This window comes from Streptomyces sp. Edi4, assembly GCF_040253615.1.
Taxonomy (GTDB): Bacteria; Actinomycetota; Actinomycetes; order Streptomycetales; family Streptomycetaceae; genus Streptomyces.
This window is the reverse complement of sequence record NZ_JBEJGY010000004.1, coordinates 707,470-726,624: the sequence shown is the minus strand read 5'-3', so window position 1 is coordinate 726,624 and position 19,155 is coordinate 707,470. Positions and strand designations below refer to the sequence as shown.

Genomic DNA, 19,155 nt, shown 5'->3' with positions numbered 1-19,155 from the left:
CCGCTCACCGGTCCACGACGGCGCGCGCGGTGGCCGCGCGAAGGTGCGGCAGATCGATGAACTCGGTGTGGGTGCCCACGCTGCCGCACGCGAAGGCGCCGGCCACCGAACCGGCCAGAACGCACTTCTCCAGCGAGTGGCCCTCGAAGAGGGAGTGCAGGAAGGCGGTGACGAACGCGTCACCGGCGCCGTTGGTGTCGACGACCGGACGCTCGGGACGTACGGCGGGAAAGTGGCGGATCCCGCGGTCGCCGCGCGCCAGCAGATGACAGCCCTCGGCGCCGTCGGTGGCCACCACGAACCGGGCGCGGCCCTCGTCGATGACGGCCCGCAGCACCGAGGGCAGCTCGTCGCGGACCGCCGCCGCGCTGAGGAAGACGTAGTCGGAGTTGAGGGCGTAACGGCGGTGGTGCGGATTGCGCCCGTCCCAGTCGTGCAGGTCGGTGGAGCTGGTTACGCCCAGGCGGTGGATGTCCTCGTACATGTCCTGGTTGTGTCCCACGATCGACAGATGGACATGGGCCGACCTGCGCAGGAAGGGCAGATGGAAATCGCGCGGGAGGCGCAGGTCCTCGGGGTGGCGGCCGTCGTAGAAGGAGAAGCGGCGGCCTCGCGGATCCACCAGGTTCGCCGAACGTGGCGTGCCGTGCGGGGAGGGAAGATGAGTGAAATCGAGGCCGGCGCGCGCGTAGTGATCGAGGACCATCCGGCCCTGCGGGTCGTCGCCGAGGAAGTCGAGGAACTTCGTGCGCAGCCCGAGCGCGTGCCAGCCGAGCGCCACGCCGTTGCCGGTGTGGCCGACGTAGTCGCGCAGCGGCTCCACGAAGACGGAGTCGCCCGGCGGTACGCGCAGTTCGTCCACGCGCACGATGGTGTCCACACCGACTCCGCCGACCACCAGGACGTCGTAGTCGGCCGGCCGGCGCTCCTCGTCGGGGCGGTGGGGTCCGGTCAGGGTCATGCGCTCACTCCTTCTGCGACGTGCTGGATGTGTCCGTCCTCAAGGACGACGGCTGCCTCGATGTCGGCGCCCGGCGGTATCACCGCGCCGGGAAGCACCACGCTGCGCCGCACGCGCGCGCCCGCCCCGATCCGCACGCCGGGGAAGAGCACGCTGTCCGCCACCACCCCGTCGTTGACGAGGTCCGAGGCGATCACCGAGGCGCGCACACCGGGGGCCTCCGCGACCCAGCTGCGCCCCACCGAGGGCCGCAGCGTCCGGGGCATCCGCGCCAGCTCGGGCGCCGGCCCGGCGGCGAGCGCCAGATGCGCCCGGTGATAGCGCTCGACCGTGCCGATGTCCTCCCAGTGGCCGCGCACCTCGTGGCCCCGGATGTGCTCCCCGGCCGCGAGCATGGCGGGGATCACGTCCCGGCTGATGTCGTGCTGCCAGCCGGTGCCCTCAAGGGCGGTCAGGTACCGGCGCAGCACGGCGGCGTCGAAGACGCAGAAGGCCGCGAACACCAGGTCGGAGGTGGGGTTGTCGGGTTTCTCGGTGAACTCGGTGAGCCGGCCGCCGCCGTCGAAACGGACCATGCCGAACAGGTGCACCCAGCGCGGTTCGATGCGCTGGTAGGCGATCGTCAGGGCCGCGCCCGAAGCGCGGTGGCCCTCGATCAGCGGCCGGTAGTCGTAGCGGTAGACGTGGTCGGCGTGCAGGACCAGGACCTGTTCGGTGCCCTCGGTGAAGACGTACGGCGCCTTGCGGATCAGGGCGTCGGCGGTGCCGCGCTCCAGCGGCCAAGTGCGCCGCGGCAGCCGCGCGGGCAGGTCCGGGCCCCGGTAGGCGTCGTCGTAGGGACCGAAGCGCACCCGGAAGCCGGGCGCGGTGTTCCACATCAGATGCAGGTCGTCCATGAGCAGCCGCTCCTCGTACTGGGACAGGAGCAGCACTTCCGAAAGGCCCGAGGCGCGGGCGTTGGCGAGGCTGAAGTCGATCAGACGGCAGGTGCCGCCGTAGGGAACGAGCGGCTTGAGCCGGCCCGTGCCGAGGGGCCCCATGCGACGTCCCTCGCCGCCCGCGAGCAGCACCGCGCGGACGGCGCGCAGATCAGTCATGACGGACCTCGTCCCAGGTCACCCGGCCGCTGGACAGAGTGAGCAGCAGCCACTCGTCGGCCTCGGGGGCCGGTCCCGTGAAGACGCCAGGACCGGTGCGTTCCAGGGGGCGCACGGCGGGCAGGGCCCGGACCTTGCCGCGTGGCGCCCGTACGACGTCGACCCGCTCGGCGTGCGTGAGGCGGTACTCCACGCGGTGGCCGGGCAGCGCGCGGACGCGATCGTGCAGACGGGCGGCCTCCGGCCCCGGAACCGCGCCGGGGTGGCGGGCGAGGACCCGCTCGCAGGTGGCGAAGTCGGCCCGCCGCCACGCGGCGCGGAACATCTGAGCGGCGGCTTCGGCGTCGAACGGGGCGTGGCGCTCGTAGGCCTTGATGTCGCCGTGCTCGATGGCCGCGCCGGGGGTGATCGCGTCGTCGTCCAGCAGGTCGAACCATCCGTGTCGCAGCGCGAGTTGGGGGTCAAGCACGGCCGGGCGGCCCTCCCAGAGCGGGGTGAACGCCGCCAGGTGCAGATCGGCGCAGCGCTCCCAGGTGAAGGCCCGGGCGACGGCCGCCGCCCGCCGCGACAGCTCCCGGTGACGGCCGGGATCCTCGGTCCACAGGGCCGCCGCCTGCCGGATCCGGTCGGCGAGCGCGGAGGTGAGCAGGGCGTCGTCCTCCGCGAAGGACCGGTTCACCGCGAAGCCCGTGGTGGTCTCGGGGCCTTCGGCGTGCCGGAAGTGCTCCATGCCGCGCTGGTCCGTCGCGATCGGCACCGCACCCGCCGCCATGGCCTCGCCCTGGGCGATGAGGAAGGTGTCCATCTCGAACTTGGAGGGGAAGAGCGCGAAGTCCGAGGCCGCCGCGAGACAGAAGACGCGGGCCTCGGCCACGCGTTCCCACTCGAAGTGCAGCCGGCCGGGGTGCCGCGCCGCGATCTCGTGGAAGAACGGGTCGTCGATGCCGTCGCCGCGGATGCAGCGGATCACGAAGTTGGCCCGCAGCCCCTCGCTCAGGACCCGGTCCACCGCCCGCATCAACTCGATCTGGCCCTTGTGCTGGACGGCGTGGCGGGCGTTGTGGAAGAACGTCGGCAGGCAGGGATCGAGACCGAGGCCGCCGAGCACCTCGGCCCGGTCCACCCCGGCCGGGTCCCAGGCGAGCCACTGGTCGGAGATGGCGCAGCCGCCGACGAACATCTTGTGGGCGTTGCGGCGCACCACACCGGCGATCGGCAGCCGGCGAAACAGCGTCTCGAAGGGGGTGTCGCGAAAGCCCGCGTAGAAGTCCAGCTGACCCGGGGAGAGGAAGTCGATCAAGTCGGCGTGCTCGGCGGTCAGTTCGTAGATCGCCACATAGTCGTCGGGATAGGTGTAGTGCAGGTGGGTCAGCTGCTGGTAGCCCACGATCGCCGTCGGTACATCGGGTTCGGGCTCCGGGCCGGGCAGCGCGAGGGGTGCGCCGAGCAGGTCGAGCAGGGCTCGCACCTCGGGCGCGTACACCTTCTTGGCGATCGGCATGTTGCTCTGCACATTGCTGACGACCACTTTCGTCGGGTCGTCGCGCAGGGCGGCCGGCAGCAGGTGGTGGTAGTACGGCTCGTGCGCGTGGACGACGGCCTTCTCGTCGCCGAACCAGCCACGCAGAAACCGCACGCTGTCCACCTGGAACACAAGGGGCTTGAAGAACACCAGGTCGTGGCCCTTGGCCGAGTACGGCGGGTAGAAGGTGTCGGGCAGCAGATCCAGATATTCGTCGGACAGGAAGTACAGGTCCACGCCCTCCAGACGGATGCGGTGGGCGGTGGTGCGCAGCGTCAGGTCCACCCGCTCGGGGAAGCCGCCCCACACCCGGGGGTCGAGGACCAGCGGCACCGTGTGGACGTCCTCATAGGGCAGGTCCTCCACGTCGTGACGCCGGCGCAGGTCGTCGAGTCTGCCGTGCGCGGGGGTGACGACGGAGACGGTGTGGCCCCGGGCGGCGAAGGCCTTGGAGAGGTTCCACAGGTATACGGACGTGCCACCCTGAAGGAAGGTGTGGTCGAAGCCGCAGCACTCGAAGTACGTCTCGATGATGTGCATCGTGGGCACGTTCACGGCGGTCATGTCCTCGCGGGAGTGGTCGGGTCGCGGCGGGCGAGCGCGAGCGCGTGGCGCAGGTCGATCGCGGCGTGGTAGGGGCGGGCGTGGTCGTGGTTGTAGGCCAGTTCGTGCAGCAGTCGGCGCAGGTAGAGCAGTCGGCGCAGCGGAGTGTCGTGGGGCGGTCCCAGCAGCAGGCGCAGCACGTGCTCACGCCACACGTCGGCGGTCTCGAAGACGCGTTCCAGTACCCGCCGCCGCGCGGGCGGCAGGCCGGGCGCGCCGTCGAGTGAGCCGTTCATCGTGAGGGTCGCCTCGACGCCGAGACGGCGCGCGCTCTCGAAGGCGGCCTCGTCGGCCGCGAAGTACTCCAGGGCGCGCCGCACGGCCACCAGGTCCTGCGCGGGCGACTGCGCGGCGTAGGCGGCGCCGTCGGCGGGCAGGGCGGGTGTGGACAGGTCGATGACCCGCATGCGCCAGCCGCCGCCGGGTTCATCGGCGCACAGCAGATGGGACAGATGCAGGTCGCCGTGGCAGGGCCCGGCCCCGGCAGCCGTCCGTCGACCCTCGAACTCGCGCTCAAGCAGGCAGAGTTCGTTCCGCAGGGCTTCCAGGGCCGCGCGCTGGGCGGCGTGGGGGACTTGCGTGTCGAAGTCGGCCGGCGTCCGAAGGCGCTGCGACACGTCGGCCAGGGCGTCGTGCACGGGGTAGCCGGTGGCGGGGTCCCCGAGGCGGGCCGCCAGGTCCCGGTGGAACGCCCCGAGGAAGACGCCCGTCTCGCGCAACTTCCCTGCCAGCGGCCGCAGATGGGCGCGTACGAGCCGGTCCGGCTCCGCGTGGCCGGTGAGCCGGGGCCACAGCGAGCGCAGGTTCTCCCGCAGGGGTCTGTCGATGCCGTGGCCCGCGGCGTGGCGGTAAAGCACGGCCCACGGGTACCGGCGGGCGCCGGAGGGCTCCGTGTACGAGCAGTCACCCGCCCAGTGGGGCGTGTGCCCGCTGCCGCTCATCAGGCGCAGCACCTCGGGCTCATGGGGCGCCGCGCCCAGCTGCCGGTACGTCTTGTACATGTACGGGGCGCCGCCGATCCCCACCCGGGCAAGGGAGTTGGAGGACCAGCCCTGGTCGAAGGGCAGCGCCTCGATGTCACCCGTCGGCGCGGCGGCGGCCCGGCGGAAGTGCAGGTGCCCGCCGCGCTCGGTGCGCAGCCGTCGGCCGGTGAGCAGGTGGCGTACGGCTTCGGGCCCGGGTGCGTCCACGCCGTGGGCGCCGCTCACCAGGTCTCCCGACGCCGTGGTGCGCACGGGGACGAAGACCCGCTCGCCCGTGGCCCGCCCGCCGTGCGCGGCCACCACGAGCAGCGTCTCGCCGGGCCCGAGCGCGGCCTGGTCGACCACGGTGTAGTGCTGGGCGGCGCGCAGGGCGCCCGGCAGCCACGGCGCGGTGCGCAGCAGCGGTTCGAGATGTTCGTCGCGGATCACGTATGTCGTCAACTCCCGGTCATCTCATAGGTGTCGATGCCGCGGCGCCATACTCCGAGGGCGAGGGCGAGGGCGCCGCCCGTCACCAGTGGCAGCCACACCACGAGCCCGGCGGCGCCGGTCAGCAGGTAGACACACGGCACGTAGGAGGTGAAGGCGAAGGGCAGCACCCACGTCAGCAGGACGCGCAGCGAAGGGTGGTAGATGTCCAGCGGGTAGGCGGCGAACTCCGACACCTGACTCGCCGCGTACATCGAGGGCAGGCTGGTGACGGTCCAGAAGGACAGGGAGGCGAACAGCAGCTTCACCGAGGTGTGGATCAGCGCGCCGCACACCACCAGGAGGGGAGCGAGGGCCCATTGCAGGGGGGTGAGCCGCAGGCCCAGTTCATCGCCCGACCAGCCCACCAGAACCGCCCCGACGGCCAGTTCACCCAGTCCGTCCGGGTGGAAGAAGCGCTCCGAAAGGAGCGAGAACAGCGGGTTCACGGGACGGATCAGATAGCGGTGGAACTCGCCGCGCTGGACCAGCTTGCGGCCGAGCTCCCACAGCTGGTCGGTGAACAGGTGGTCGAGGCCGCGCGGCAGCAGCGAGAACCCCAGCAGGAACAGCACCTCGTGATAGGTCCAGCCGCCCACGGCGGGCACCTGCCGGAAGACGAGCCCCACCACCGCCGTCTGGAGTCCCACGCGCACCAGGAACGCCCCCGCCCCCAGGGCGAAGTCCACGCGGTAGGCGCTCAGGCGGTGCAGGCCGACCCCGCCGAGGAAGAAGGCGAGCCGCAGATGGCGCCGGAACGTGCGCGTCATCCCCCCAGCACCTCCAGACGGTTCAGGGCGGCCCGCCACAGCACGGCGCTCAGCACGCCGAGCCCGGCCACCCAGCCGATCTGCCGGGCCAGCACGTCGGCGGCGCCCGCCACCCCCTCGTAACGGCCGAGCAGCAGGGTGAGGGGCCCGTCCACCATGCCCTGGAACGGCAGCGCGGACGCCACGCGCGCCAGCGGCCGTGGCATCAGGGCGAGAGGCACCAGCTGCCCCGCGAAGAAGGCGACCACGCTCTGCTTCACCATCCGCACCCCCCAGGTGTTGGTGGTGACGAACCCCGTCATGCCGGTCAGCAGATTCACCAGGAAGGCGAGCAGGAGGGAGAAGAGCGTGGACACCAGGAACAGGAGGGCGTCCACGGGTTGTGGTGGCGTCAGCGGTACGAGCACGGCGAAGAGCGCGAGGACGGGGACGCCGACCAGGGCGGCGTTGGCCGCGACGACCGGCAGACACGAGAAGAGCCGCACCACCGGATAGCTGACGGGACGCACCAGCATGACGGCGACGTCACCCCGGTAGACCTCCGCCGCGACCTCGTCGTCCACCCGGTTGGCGTGCAGGATGTGCAGCACCTGCGCCATCAGCAGGTAGGTGGTGATGCCCTCGCGGGTGAAGCCGCCGGGGCCGCCGCCGGGCGGTGAGCCCGCGTACACGGCCCGCCACAGAAAGACGGTCACCGCCGCGCCTGCCGCCGCCGTGACGCCGGTGGTCACGAAGGTCGACCGGTACTGGAGCAGGGATTGCAGGCCCCCGGTGGCGAAGGGCAGGTAGGCCCGCCAGCGCGCCGCCGGTGCGCGGCGCGCCGAGGCCGCCCGCCCGGGCACGGTGAGGTCGTTCATGCCGCGCCCCTTCGGCCCGGCTCGGCCCCGGCCGTGAGCGGTTCGCCGTGGCCGGCGTAGATCCGCCGCAGCACGTCCTCCAGATCCGGTTCGGGTGCGAAGCAGTCGGTGAGGTCGAAGCGTTCGAGCAGGAAGGCCAGGACCTGTCGCGAGGTGAACCGGTCGGCCGGATAGTCGACCCTGATCCGGCCGTCCTCGGTGCGCGAGGCGTCCGCTCCGGGAAGTCCCCGCTCGATCCGGGCGCAGGTCTCGGCCCGGTCCGCGGCGCCCCGGTGGTCGAAGACGACGGAGCGCCGCCCGGCGCTGCGCAGCAGGTCCCTGATGCTTCCCTGGTGCACCACCCGGCCCCGGTCCACGACCAGGGCGCTGTCGCAGATCGCGGCGATGTCCGCGATGTCGTGGCTGGTGAGGACGACGGTCGTGCCGAGCTCGCGGTGGACATGGTTGACCAGGCGCCGCACCGCGTCCTTGAGCAGCATGTCGAGGCCGATGGTCGGCTCGTCCCAGAAGACGACCGCCGGATCGTGCAGCAGGCTCGCCGCGATCTCGGCCCGCATCCGCTGGCCCAGACTCAACTGCCGCACCGGCGTGGTGCCGAGGGCGTCGATGTCCAGGAGCTCCCGGTACAGGGCGAGGTTGCGCCGGTAGACGGGATCGGGCACGTCGTAGATCCGCCGCAGGATGCGGAAGGAGTCCGGTACCGACAGGTCCCACCACAGCTGGCTGCGCTGACCGAACACGACCCCGATGCCGCGCGCGTTGGCCTGCCGGTGCCGGTAGGGCTCGATGCCGTTGACCAGGCAGCGCCCCCGGGTGGGCGTCATGATGCCGGTGAGCATCTTGATGGTGGTGGACTTGCCCGCCCCGTTGGCGCCGATGTACGCCGTCTTCGATGCCGCCGGGATCGTGAAGGAAACGTCGTCGACCGCCCGGACGATCCGGTGCTCGCGGGTGAACAGGGTGGACAGACTCCCGGCCAGGCCCGGTTTGCGTTCGGTGAGCCGGAACTCCTTGACCAGGTTCTCCGCGACGATCACAGCAGCACCCGCTCAAGGGCCCGCTCCAGGAGGCCCAGGCCTTCGTCGAGCAGTGCCTCGTCGAGGGTGAACGGCGGGGCGATGCGCAGGATGTGGCCGCCCAGGGCCACTCTGAGTCCGAGGTCCAGGGCAGTGGTGTACACGGCTCGTGCGATGTCCGGCGCTGGCGAACGGCTTTGACGGTCCGTCACGAACTCCAGTCCGTACAGCAGTCCGACGCCGCGTACGTCACCGAGGTGGTCGAACCGGGCGGCGAGCGCGGACAGCCGGTCGCCGAGCCGCTCGCCGAGCGCGCGGACGCGTTCGAGGAGCCGGTCGCGCTCGATGACCCCCAATGTCGCGCGGGCCGCCGCGATCCCCAGCGGGTTGCCCGCGAACGTCGACGCGTGGGCGCCGGGCTCCGAGGCCGCGGGGTGACGCATCACATCCGCCCGCCCCGCCAGGACGGCGAAGGGAAAACCGCTGGCCAGGCCCTTGGCCAGGGCAACCAGATCGGGCTCGACACCGAACTGCTCGCACGCCAGGAACGTCCCCGTGCGGCCGCCGCCGGTCAGCACCTCGTCGGCGACCAGGAGCACTCCGTTCGCCCGGCAGGCGTCGGCGATCTGCTCCCAGTAGCCCGGGGGCGGCACGATGACGCCGCCGGCCCCGAGCACGGGCTCGAAGACGAGCGCCGAGACATTCGGTTTGCCGGCGATGTGCCTGCGCACGAGTGAGGCGCAGCGCAGCTGGCAGGTGGGCCGGGTGAGCTCCAGTGGACATCGGTAGCAGTAGGGCGAGTACCCCAGGACGGAGTTGCCCGCGAAGGCCTGGTGGCCGACGTCCCAGTGGACCAGCATCCGCGCCCCCATGGTCTTGCCGTGGAAGCCGCCGCGCATCGCCCCGATCCGGTTGCGGCCCGGTTCGGCGCCCGCCAGCACCACCCGCAGCGCGGCCTCGATCACCTCCGCGCCGGTGGAGAACAGGGCGTAGGTGTCCAGGTGTCCGGGCAGCAGCCGGGCCAGCAGTTCGAGCAGGGCCGCGCGGTCGGGCGTGGCGCTGTCGTGCACGTTCCACAGGCGCCGGGCCTGTGCGATCAGCGCCTCGACGACCTCGGGGTGCCCGTGCCCCAGCGACTGGGTCAAGGTGCCCGCGGCGAAGTCCAGGTACTGGTTTCCGTCGAGATCGGTCAGGACCGGGCCGTCCCCCTCGGCGAAGACCCGTTGCCCCGCCGCCGCTTCCTGCGAGGCGCCCGGCGCCAAGTGCCGGGCCTCACGCTCCAGCCGTTCGAGCTGGTGGCGTCCTGTCACTGCTGCTCCCCACGCTCGGTGCGAACTGCCGTGGCACGGGCCGCCGTTGTGCGGCGCCGGACCGAGTCAAACATCAACCGGCCACGCTCTGCAAGGACTTGCTGAAAGTTTCAGACTGCGCTTGCGTTCGTGGCGCCGCCTCTGCTTGAGTCGAGAGCAGTCCAACCGGTGACACCGCGACTTCCGTTCGAGGAGAGATCCGTGAGACCTCAGTCCTTTCCCGCACGACAGCGGCGGCCGGCGTGAAAGCCCTGGTCCTGGCGGGCGGCACCGGCAGCAGACTCCGGCCGTTCACCCACACCCGCGCCAAACAGCTGCTCCCCCTGGCCAACAGACCGGTGATCCACTACGCGCTGCGGGCGATCGCCGACGCCGGCATCGACGAAGTGGGGATGGTGGTCGGCTCGCACGCCGACGACCTGCGGCGGTCGGTCGGGGACGGCAGCGCCTTCGGTCTCGGCGTCACCCACCTGCGCCAGGCCAAGCCCCTCGGCCTGGCCCACGCCGTGCTCATCGCACGCGACTTTCTGGCCGACGACGACTTCCTGCTGTACCTCGGTGACACCTACCTGCCCGACGGCGTGACGTCCTTCGTCCGGCGCGCCGATCAGGGCGCGGACGCCGCCCGGCTGTTGCTCACCCCGGTGGCGGACCCCACCGCCTTCGGTGTCGCGGAGCTCGACGCCGGGGGCCGGGTGCGCGGGCTGGAGGAGAAACCCGACCGGCCCCGCAGCGACCTCGCCCTGATCGGCGTCTACGCCTTCACGCCGGTGGTGCACGAAGCGGTACGCGCCATCCGCCCGTCCGGGCGCGGCGAGCTGGAGATCACCCACGCGGTGCAGTGGATGATCGACCAAGGGCTCACCGTGCGGGGGGAGACGACCACCCGGCCGTGGCGCGACACCGGCAGCGTGGAAGACCTGCTGGAGGCGAACCGGCACGTCCTGGACCGGATGGAGGGGAGCGTGGAGGGCAAGGTGGATCCCCGCAGCGTCCTGGTCGGCCGGGTGCGGATCGAGGAGGGCGCCGTGGTGCGGGGCTCGCGGATCGTCGGCCCCGTGGTCGTCGGCGCGGGCGCCGTCATCAGCAACGCCAGCGTCGGCCCCTACACCGCCGTCGGCGAGGACTGCCGGATCGAGGACAGCGCGATCGCGTTCTCGGTCCTCCTGCGGGGCGCGTGCGTGGAGGGCGCCGCGCGCATCGAGGGCTCGCTCATCGGCCGCGAGGCCGTCGTCACCGCCGCGCCCCGCCTGCCGGGGGCCCATCGACTCGTCATCGGCGACCACAGCAAGGTACAGCTCACCTCATGACTTCTCGCATCCTCGTCACCGGCGGGGCCGGCTTCATCGGCTCCGCCTACGTCCGCGCGCTCCTCGGCCCCTCGGGCCCGCCCGGCGTCACGGTCACCGTCCTGGACAAACTCACCTACGCGGGCAGCCTCGCCCGCCTCGACCAGTTCGCGGGCCACCCCCGGTTCGCCTTCGTGCGCGGTGACATCTGTGACGCCCCCGCCGTGCGCCGCCTCGCGGCCGGGCACGACGACATCGTCCACTTCGCGGCGGAATCACACGTGGACCGCTCCATCGAGGACGCCTCGGACTTCACCCGCACCAATGTGCTGGGCACACAGCTCCTGCTGGACGCCGCGCTGCGCCACGGGGTGCGCCGGTTCGTCCACATCTCCACCGACGAGGTCTACGGCTCACTGCCCCAGGGCGCCGCACGCGAGCAGGACCCGCTCAGGCCGAGTTCCCCGTACGCAGCCTCGAAGGCCGCGGCCGATCTCATGGCGCTGGCCCAGCACCACACCCACGGTCTGGACGTGCGGGTCACCCGGTGCTCCAACAACTTCGGCCCCTTCCAGCATCCGGAGAAGGCCGTCCCGCGCTTCGTGACCGCGCTCCTGACCGGCGCGCGCCTGCCGCTGTACGGTGACGGGAGCCAGGTGCGCGACTGGCTGCACGTGGACGACCACGTCCGGGCGGTCGAGCTGGTGCGGACGGCGGGGCGGCCCGGCGAGATCTACAACATCGGGGGCGGGACCTCGCTGACCAACCGGGACCTCGTCGGCCGTCTGGTCCGCCTGTGCGGCGCGGACGCCGATCGCATCACGCACGTCCAGGACCGCCCGGGCCACGACCGCCGTTACGCGGTGGACCACGGCAAGATCAGCGCCGAACTGGGCTACCGCCCCCACCGGGACTTCGAGGAGGCGCTGGCCGCCACGGTGGCCTGGTACCGGGATCACGCGTCGTGGTGGCGGCCGCTGGCCGCCGACGGGCCGGGCACTCCGGCCCGTGCGGCCGGGCGCGTTCGAAGACGCGGACGGCCAACCCCACGGTTGAGGGGCTGCTGACGACCAGTCAGAAGCAAGCTGCCCCGAACCTGATGCACCGTCAGTTCATTGCCATCGCCATCGTCACCATCGTCGCCATCCATCCGCGCGACCGTGGCCGCGTGCCCACCGCGTGCCCGCCGCGCGGCGCACTCCGTGGCTCATCACGGCCCAACGCGCGGACAGCGGCGCCCTGTTGGGCGCCACGGGTGCCCGCCTGCTCCGACGGCCGTCCTCAGCTGAGGCGCCGCCCCGGTCAGGAGTACGCCCTGAGGAATTCGACGAGCGCGGCGTTGACCTCGTCCGGGCGCTCCTGCTGGGTCCAGTGCCCGCAGCCCGGCAGCTCCACGGGCTCGCGGTGCAGGCTGGGCATGCGCTCGGGCAGGCTCGCGATGAATTCCGGGGTGCCGGGGAACGCGGGAACGAGGTCGCGCTCGCCGTACACGTACAGGGCGGGCGGGGTGATGACGGCGTCCTGCCAGGGCGCGGTCAGCTCCCAGTTGCGGTCCATGTTGCGGTACCAGTTGAGGCCGCCGGTGAAGCCCCGAGAAAAGCTCTCCGTGAGCACATCGAGATCGCCCTCGGTAAACCAGCCCGGCAGCTCCTCGGGGTCTTCGAGGGCGGCGAGCCAGCCCCGTGCCGGGTCGACCAGAGGCTGGACGATCTCCCCGGGCCTGTCGCCGGACGCCGCGTAGAAGAACTTCCGCAGCGTCGTGCGCGGGTCCCGTGCGAACTCGGCGTCGGCGACACCGGGCCGGTCGAAGTAGTTCCAGTAGAAGCGCCCGCCGAACGCCTTCTCCATGGCCGCCAGCGGCGGGTGGGGGCCCCGGACCGGTGGCGGCACGCTCAGACCGGCCACCCCGAGCACCAGATCCGGCCGCAGCAGCGCGGTGTGCCAGGCGACCGGCGCGCCCCAGTCGTGCCCGACGACGTACGCCTTCTCCTCGCCCAGCGCCCGGACCAGAGCGACGACGTCGCCGACCAGATGCAGGATGCTGTACGCCGCCACGTCGGTGGGATGGTCACTGCGGCCGTACCCCCGCTGGTCGGGGGCGACCACCCGGAAGCCGGCGGCGGCCAGCGGGCCGAACTGGTGGCGCCAGGAGTGCCAGGACTCGGGGAACCCGTGCAGAAGCACCACCAGGGGGCCCTCGCCCTCCTCGGCGATGTGCAGCCGGATCCCGTTCACGTCGATCATCCGATGCTCAACCATGGCTCCGAGCCTACGCGGTGTGCCCGGAGCGGTGGGTGGCCGGGTGGCACCCGGCCGCGTGGTGCCGTGCCGTCAGCCCGCCCGCGCCCAACACCGTTTCACCGTCGGGTCTTCGGCGGGTCCGGCACGGCGCCGGGCGGGCCGGCGGGCAGACCCGCGAGGTCCGCGGCCTGATGGAGCAGGGTGATGAGCATGGGCGAGGTCAAACGGCCCGTGAAGGTGTTGCGCTGGCTGGGGTGGTAGCAGCCGATCACCTTCAGTTCCTCGTTCCCGGCGCGGTCGTCGCGACCACTCGCGTCCGCTCCCGCCGGCCGCGCCGCGTCCGGCTCCGCGCGGCGCAGCGTCACCACGGTGCCGTGCGCGAACCGGGGCCGGGGGCGCGGCAGTCGCCACCCCGCCTCGGCGAGGACCGGCAGCAGCGTCTGCCAGCCGAAGGCTCCGAGTACGACGATCGCACGCGGGCGCAGCAGCGAGATCTCGGCCGCGAGCCACGGCCGGCACGTGTCCCGCTCCTGCGGCGTCGGCTTGTTCGCGGGAGGGGCGCAGTGGACGGGGGAGGTGATCCGCACCCCGTACAGTTCGAGGCCGTCGTCGGCGGTGGTGGCGGTGGGCTGTGAGGCGAGACCCACGGCGTGCAGGGCGGCGAAGAGGAAGTCGCCCGAGGCGTCGCCGGTGAACATCCGGCCCGTCCGGTTGGCGCCGTGCGCGGCCGGAGCGAGCCCGACCACCGCCAGCGGTGCGTCCTGCGGACCGAACCCCGGCACCGGCCTGCCCCAGTACTCCCAGTCCTTGAAGCCGGCTCGTTTCGTCGCGGCCACCGTCTCGCGCCAGGCCACCAGCCGAGGACACGCCCGGCATCCGACCAGCCGGCGATCCAGCTCCCCGATCCCGCCGCAGCGCTCCGCGTGGAACAGGGGGAAGCCGCGATCTCGGGCAGAGGGCCCCGGACTTGTGCTGCCGACCTCGTCCATGGGCCCACGCTACCTGGTGGCCCGGACCAGCGGACCTGGGCTCCGCCGGACCACCTCGGCGGAGCCCGGTGCTCAGCTCTCGCGTCGTCGGTACTCCTGCCGCAGCGCCTCCAGGATCTGGACGGCCTCGGGCAGGTCCGCCTCGCGGGCGCGCGCCGCCGCCTCGCCGAGCCGGGCGATGGCCGCGGGGAAGCGGCCCAGGCCGTTGCCCTCGATCAGGGCGGCCATCCGCTGGGCCTCGGCGCGCGGCGCCTCACCGTGCTCTCCGCCCCGCTCGTAGAGCGCCGCGGCGGTCTCCGCCTCGGCCAGCGCCTGGGCGAAGGACTCGGCCTCCGCCAGGACGCGGGCGCGGCGGTAGTGCACAGCGCCCCGCTCGTACCAGGGGACGAAGCCGTCGGCGCCGTCCGCGACCTCGCTCGCGACCGCGTCGGCCCGCGCAAGGTGCCCCAGCGCCGCCTCCAGACCGTCGGGCCCCTTGAACAGCATGGTCAGACGCGCGAACTCGCACATCATGTGCATCAGCAGGGAAGGGTTCGGCGCCACGGCGTGCGCGGCGACGGCGCGTTCGTACGCCGTGCCCGCCGCGTCCCACCGGTCGGCCATCGCCAGCGTGGTGGCCGCCTCGGCCGCCACCAGCGTCTGGAGCCGGGGCTCGTCCTCCCAGGCGGCGACGGAGGACGCGAGCCGCAGGAACTCCTCGGACGCGGGCAGGAACTCATCCAGTTCCCGCAGCCCGCGCGCCAGCGTCAACCTGGCCTGGGCGACCAGACGTTCGTCGAGCGAGGAGACCGCTTCGTCGGACAGGACGGACTCCAGTACGGCCACGGCGTCCGCCTGCTGCCCGGCGCGCGCCAGGACATCGGCGAGCTGGAGACGCAGACCGGCCGCCTCGTCCGCCTCGCCGCCCTGATCGAAGCGTGCGGCCGCCTCCGAGAGGTGACGTACGGCGCCGCCCGTGTCCCCGAGGTGGGACGCGGCATGGCCGAGCATCGCGTATGTGGGAGCCAGCGCGAAGTGGGTGTCGTCGTAGCGCACCGCGTCCGCGAGCACCCGGTGCAGTAGCTCCACCGCCTCGGCCGGCTGGTCCAGGGTCAGCAGGATCTGGGCGAGCAGGGCGCGCGGACGGGTCCCGCGCCAGGGCTGCCCGGCGGCTTCCACGTCCTTGAGCGCCGCACGCAGTTCCGTCTCGGCGCGGTCCGGGTCGCCCCGGCGGGCCGCCACGTCCGCCACGAACTGCCGGGCGCCGGCGACCTGGTGGGGGACCGACAGGTGCTCCGCCTCGGTGCGCAGCGTGCGGGTGAACTCCTCGAACCGCTCCACGGCGGAGTCCGAAGGCTCGGGCAGCTCGCCCACCAGCTCCTTGTAGGCGGCGAAGACGCAGGAGTACAGCACGGCGAGGTATTCCAGCGCCCGCTGCGCCCCGACGTCCTCGGACGAGGCGATCTCACCCGCCACCGGCGAGTCGCCCGTGAAGGGCGCCTCGGTCCTGAGCCGCGCCGCCTCACGCAGCGCCTCGTCGATGCCGGCCCGGATCGCGGCGGCTCCGCACGTGTCGTCGGGCGCGTCCTCGTCGGGGGAAGGTGTCCAGGCGAGGGCCCGGGTGCGGGCGGACAGCGCGTGCCAGGCCATGCCGAGGTCCGCGAACAGAGCGGCGGCCCGCCGCAGTTCGGCGACACTCTCCGCGTCGTCGTCCTTCCGCGTGAGCCGTTGGGCGCGCTGCTCGGCGAGCTCCGCGCGCAGCAGGTCCTCGGGACCCAGACGTTCGTCGTGCGCCCCCGTGCCGTCGGCGAGGCGTTCGGCGACGAGGGCCCACAGCCTCGCGCTCCCGGGATGACCGACGGCGGACATGCGCCGGGCCTCGCTCACCAGCGGGACGAAGTCCTCGGGTATGTCCAGTGCGGCTGCCGGGGCGAGGTCCGGGCCCGTATCCACCGACGCGATGGGACGGGTGACGGCGGCCCGCAGCCCGAGCGGCAGCGGCTCATCGGTCAACGGCGTTTGTTTCAGACGCAGTTGACGCTCGTCGCTGACGGCCGTGGAGCCGTTGCGCATGTCGAAGGCGTGGCTGAGCCGGTCCGCCTCGGCGCGCAGGTGGGTGAGGAGCGTGCCCGTGGTCCACTTCCGTCCGGGCGGGCCCGCGACGGCGGTGTCGAGGTGGCCGTCCGCCACCAGCCGGGTGAGCAGCACCTCGGCGCCGGTCAGGAAGGAGAGATGGGCCAATGGAGCACCGCTCGCCTCGAACAGGGGGCGGTTCTCGGCAAGGATCTCAAGACCCCGGCCCTCGTTGCGTGACAGCGCGCAGAACTCCAGGTGCAGACCCACCTCCTCCTGCGTCCCCGGATTCCCCCGCACCCGGCGGTAGCCGGTGAGATGGTGCGAGCGGGCCTCGTCGAAGCGGCCGGTGCGCAGCAGCGGCAGCAGGGCGCGTGCCTGGCTCATCTGGGGCTCTTCGGTGCAGCCCTTGTCCTCGGTGAGCACCGGCCGCCAGGTGTCGAGTGCCCCGGCGTCGTCACCCGCCACCACTTGGTGCACGGCGAAGTGCCGGGTCTCACAGGCCTCGCAGTCACTGAGCTCGGTACGGGGGCGGGTGGCCCACAGGTCGTACGCGTCGGCCACACCGGTGCCCGTGTGGCGCGCCACGTGGTAGCGCATCGCGGCCACCGGCTGCATGCCGTGCCCGGCGTCCTGATAACGGGTGCGCATCTGGTCGATCCAGCCGTGCACAGCCGCCAGGGGCACCTCGGGCACCTGCAACAGCGACGTGGTCACCCACTTGAACCGCCAGAAGACCTGGTTGGCCTCCCACTGGCTGAAGGACCCCGCAGCGGTGTCCCACAACTTGAGCAGCCGGGCGAAGGCGACGGGCGACTTGCGGTGCTCGCCGGTGAACTCGTAGGCCGACATCAATTCGAGCAGGGCCGTGACGAGGACGTCGGGCTCCTCGAAGGACTCGGCGGCCTCGACGAGCTCTTCCGCGGTGATGGTGCGCGGCAGCCCGTGGGGGCGGCCGTTGTTCTCACGCAGCGCCTCGACGACGGCCTCGGGGGTGTCCAGCATCTACAGTTCCTTCCGGGGCTCGGAGCCGGGTGCCGCCGTGCCGGAGTGGTGCATGGCGTGAGTGAGCAGGTTGATGAAGGCCCGGTTGAGCAGAGCGCTCTCGCTCGCCCGCAGCGGGCGGCGGCTGAGCAGCAGGGCCTGGCCGTACAGCGCCTCGGCTGCGGTGACCGCGAGCTCTTGCTCGGTGATGGTGATGGCCTGGCGCACCAGCGGGTTGAGGTGGTTCAGGACGAGCTGGGCGCGCGGGGACTCACGGCGCAGCGAGCCGAGGATGTCCGCCCACAGGCCGTCGCTGTCGGCGGCGAGCGTCGAACGCGTCCGTTCGTGGCGCGCTTCCCGGTTGTCCAGGAGCAGCGCCGGAGCGGTGACGGGCTGGAAGTCGCGCAGGACGACGTCGCAGTCGTGCGCGCCCACGGTGTCCCGGGCGACGGCGAGGAAGGCCGCGGCGCGCAGTTCGGCCGCCGGGTCCACGGCGTCGAGGTGCGCGGTGACGGTGGCCGGGTCGAGGTCGGTGACCGCCGTGCCGGGGCGGATCTCGGGCAGCCGGTGCACGAGGTCGCGGTCGTAGGTGTAACCGCCGTTGACGACGCCGAGGCCGGCGGCCGACGCGATGGGAGCGACCTGGCGGAACTCCTCGACACTGCGGGCGACGAGCACGGTGGGGTGCTTGCGCGCGAACTCCTCAAGCGTGACGTTGCCGTCCGTGGTCTCGAACGGCAGCCACGGCAGCACGATGCGCAGGAGCTCGTCGTCGTAGCGGGCCAGCGCCTTGACCGCGAGATGGTGGGTGTCGATGAAGCGGTGCAGCAGCGACGGGTCGCTGGCCGCCAGACCGGTCAGCCAGTCACGGATGCGCTCGCCGAGCGCGTCGCGCACCGCGGACAGGGTGCCGTCCTCGTACAGCGCCTCACGGGACGCGGTCGGCCGCAGGCTGGTGGTGTCGACCACGCAGCGCACGAAGAAGGCCCAGTCGGGGAGCAGTTGGGGCGCCTGGTCGGTGAGCAGCATGCCCTTGAGATGCACCCGGTGCCCGGCGCGCTGGGCCGGGCTCATGGCTGTGGGCAGGACGTAGGCGACGCCCCGCAGACCGGCCGCCGGTAGGTCGAGCTCGATCGTGTCCAGCGGGGTGAAGTCGAACAGGTCGCGGCAGTACGCCGTCAACGCCTCGCGGCGGGCCAGCGGTGAGCGGTGACCGCGCTCCCACGGCGGGGCCTCGTTGACCTGGTGGGTCTCGCCGCTCGGCTCGACGACCGTCACCTGGTGCCGCAGCAGGCCGCCGTAGTGCCGGGCCAGGGAGACGACCCGCTCCGGCTGCGTCCACTCCGCGGTGTCGGCCCGGGGGACCAGCCGGACGGTGGTGCCCGGCTCCGGCACGGCCGACGCGGGCAGGGTGCGGATGGTGTAGCGGCCGTCGGAGTGCCCGCGCCATTCGACGGCGGGCGCCGAGGGATCGGCGGCGCTGCGGCTGAGCACCGTGATCTCGTCCGCCACGACGAAGCACGCGAGCAGACCGATGCCGAACTGGCCGATGAAGTCCCCCCGCGCCGCGTCGAGTCCGGCCCCGTCGAGCGCCCCATCGGTGGTGCGCTTGGAGCTGCGCCCGATGGTCGCGAGGAAGCGGTGGACGTCGGCCTCGCTCAGACCGATCCCCGTGTCGGTCACGGTGAGGGTGTCGCCGGCGCGCACGGTGATGGCGCCGGTCGCGCCAGGCTCGAGCGACTGGCGTGCGGTGATGGCGTCCACGGCGTTCTGCATCAGTTCACGCAGGTAGACGCGGGGGCTGGAGTAGAGGTGGTGGGAGAGCAGGTCGACCAGGCCGCGCAGGTCGACCTGGAAGGTGTGGGAGGACTCGGATTGAGGCACCGGGCGAAGTCTTTCGGTGGACGCGTCCCCGCGCGGCGCGGTGACGCGGCGCCGGCAGGGGACGGAACGGAAGGGGAAACGGAGTGTGTGAGGACGGCGGACCGTAGTCGGATCCGACGGATGCCAGGG

General features: G+C 72.4%; 14 protein-coding genes. 2 read left to right on the top strand and 12 right to left on the bottom strand.

Annotated features, from left to right (window positions below; all coding sequences use genetic code 11):
- Positions 1–4: 4 nt before the first annotated feature.
- From ABR738_RS05275 to ABR738_RS05240, 8 genes are read right to left on the bottom strand one after another with little or no spacing between them, the layout of a single operon-like run.
- Positions 5–961, bottom strand: a complete 957-nt coding sequence (locus ABR738_RS05275; protein WP_350228789.1) for a carbohydrate kinase family protein — start codon at positions 959–961, stop codon at positions 5–7.
- Positions 958–2,058: a sugar phosphate nucleotidyltransferase gene (locus ABR738_RS05270; protein WP_350228788.1), complete on the bottom strand. Its 1,101-nt coding sequence runs from the start codon at positions 2,056–2,058 to the stop codon at positions 958–960. Before ABR738_RS05270 ends, ABR738_RS05275 begins: the two co-directional genes overlap by 4 nt.
- Positions 2,051–4,144 carry a glycogen/starch synthase gene (locus tag ABR738_RS05265; RefSeq protein ID WP_350228787.1) on the bottom strand — a complete coding sequence of 698 codons (2,094 nt, stop codon included), beginning with the start codon at positions 4,142–4,144 and terminating at the stop codon, positions 2,051–2,053. The genes ABR738_RS05270 and ABR738_RS05265 overlap by 8 nt, the downstream gene beginning before the upstream one ends.
- Positions 4,141–5,607, bottom strand: coding sequence for a hypothetical protein (locus ABR738_RS05260; protein ID WP_350228786.1), 1,467 nt, complete (start codon positions 5,605–5,607; stop codon positions 4,141–4,143). Before ABR738_RS05260 ends, ABR738_RS05265 begins: the two co-directional genes overlap by 4 nt.
- The gene (locus ABR738_RS05255; RefSeq protein WP_350228785.1) at positions 5,604–6,404 is read right to left on the bottom strand and encodes an ABC transporter permease; all 801 of its coding nucleotides are present in this window, start codon (positions 6,402–6,404) and stop codon (positions 5,604–5,606) included. The genes ABR738_RS05260 and ABR738_RS05255 overlap by 4 nt, the downstream gene beginning before the upstream one ends.
- Positions 6,401–7,261 carry an ABC transporter permease gene (locus ABR738_RS05250; RefSeq protein ID WP_350228784.1) on the bottom strand — a complete coding sequence of 287 codons (861 nt, stop codon included), beginning with the start codon at positions 7,259–7,261 and terminating at the stop codon, positions 6,401–6,403. Before ABR738_RS05250 ends, ABR738_RS05255 begins: the two co-directional genes overlap by 4 nt.
- A complete protein-coding gene (locus tag ABR738_RS05245; protein WP_350228783.1) occupies positions 7,258–8,298 on the bottom strand; it encodes an ABC transporter ATP-binding protein in 1,041 nt (346 codons plus the stop codon). The genes ABR738_RS05250 and ABR738_RS05245 overlap by 4 nt, the downstream gene beginning before the upstream one ends.
- Entirely contained in the window at positions 8,295–9,587 is a 1,293-nt protein-coding gene (locus ABR738_RS05240) for an aspartate aminotransferase family protein (RefSeq protein WP_350228782.1), read from the bottom strand. The genes ABR738_RS05245 and ABR738_RS05240 overlap by 4 nt, the downstream gene beginning before the upstream one ends.
- A gap of 242 nt (positions 9,588–9,829) precedes the next feature.
- On the opposite strand from ABR738_RS05240, the gene ABR738_RS05235 reads away from it, so the two are divergent.
- Together ABR738_RS05235 and rfbB are read left to right on the top strand one after the other, a co-directional pair.
- Positions 9,830–10,897: a glucose-1-phosphate thymidylyltransferase gene (locus ABR738_RS05235; RefSeq protein WP_350228781.1), complete on the top strand. Its 1,068-nt coding sequence runs from the start codon at positions 9,830–9,832 to the stop codon at positions 10,895–10,897.
- A complete protein-coding gene (rfbB, locus tag ABR738_RS05230) occupies positions 10,894–11,943 on the top strand; it encodes a dTDP-glucose 4,6-dehydratase (RefSeq protein WP_350228780.1) in 1,050 nt (349 codons plus the stop codon). Before ABR738_RS05235 ends, rfbB begins: the two co-directional genes overlap by 4 nt.
- A gap of 235 nt (positions 11,944–12,178) precedes the next feature.
- Here the strand turns inward: rfbB and ABR738_RS05225 are convergent, their stop codons facing one another.
- The 4 genes from ABR738_RS05225 to ABR738_RS05210 all read right to left on the bottom strand — a co-directional run bounded on the left by ABR738_RS05225 (position 12,179) and on the right by ABR738_RS05210 (position 19,026).
- Positions 12,179–13,135 (bottom strand): alpha/beta fold hydrolase, encoded by a 957-nt coding sequence (locus ABR738_RS05225; RefSeq protein ID WP_350228779.1) that lies wholly within the window; start codon positions 13,133–13,135, stop codon positions 12,179–12,181.
- A gap of 98 nt (positions 13,136–13,233) precedes the next feature.
- Entirely contained in the window at positions 13,234–14,106 is an 873-nt protein-coding gene (locus tag ABR738_RS05220) for a uracil-DNA glycosylase (protein WP_350228778.1), read from the bottom strand.
- A gap of 72 nt (positions 14,107–14,178) precedes the next feature.
- A complete protein-coding gene (locus tag ABR738_RS05215) occupies positions 14,179–17,163 on the bottom strand; it encodes a tetratricopeptide repeat protein (protein ID WP_350228777.1) in 2,985 nt (994 codons plus the stop codon).
- A complete protein-coding gene (locus ABR738_RS05210) occupies positions 17,164–19,026 on the bottom strand; it encodes an HSP90 family protein (RefSeq protein WP_350228776.1) in 1,863 nt (620 codons plus the stop codon). It abuts the gene before it with no gap.
- Between the last annotated feature and the right edge of the window lie 129 nt (positions 19,027–19,155).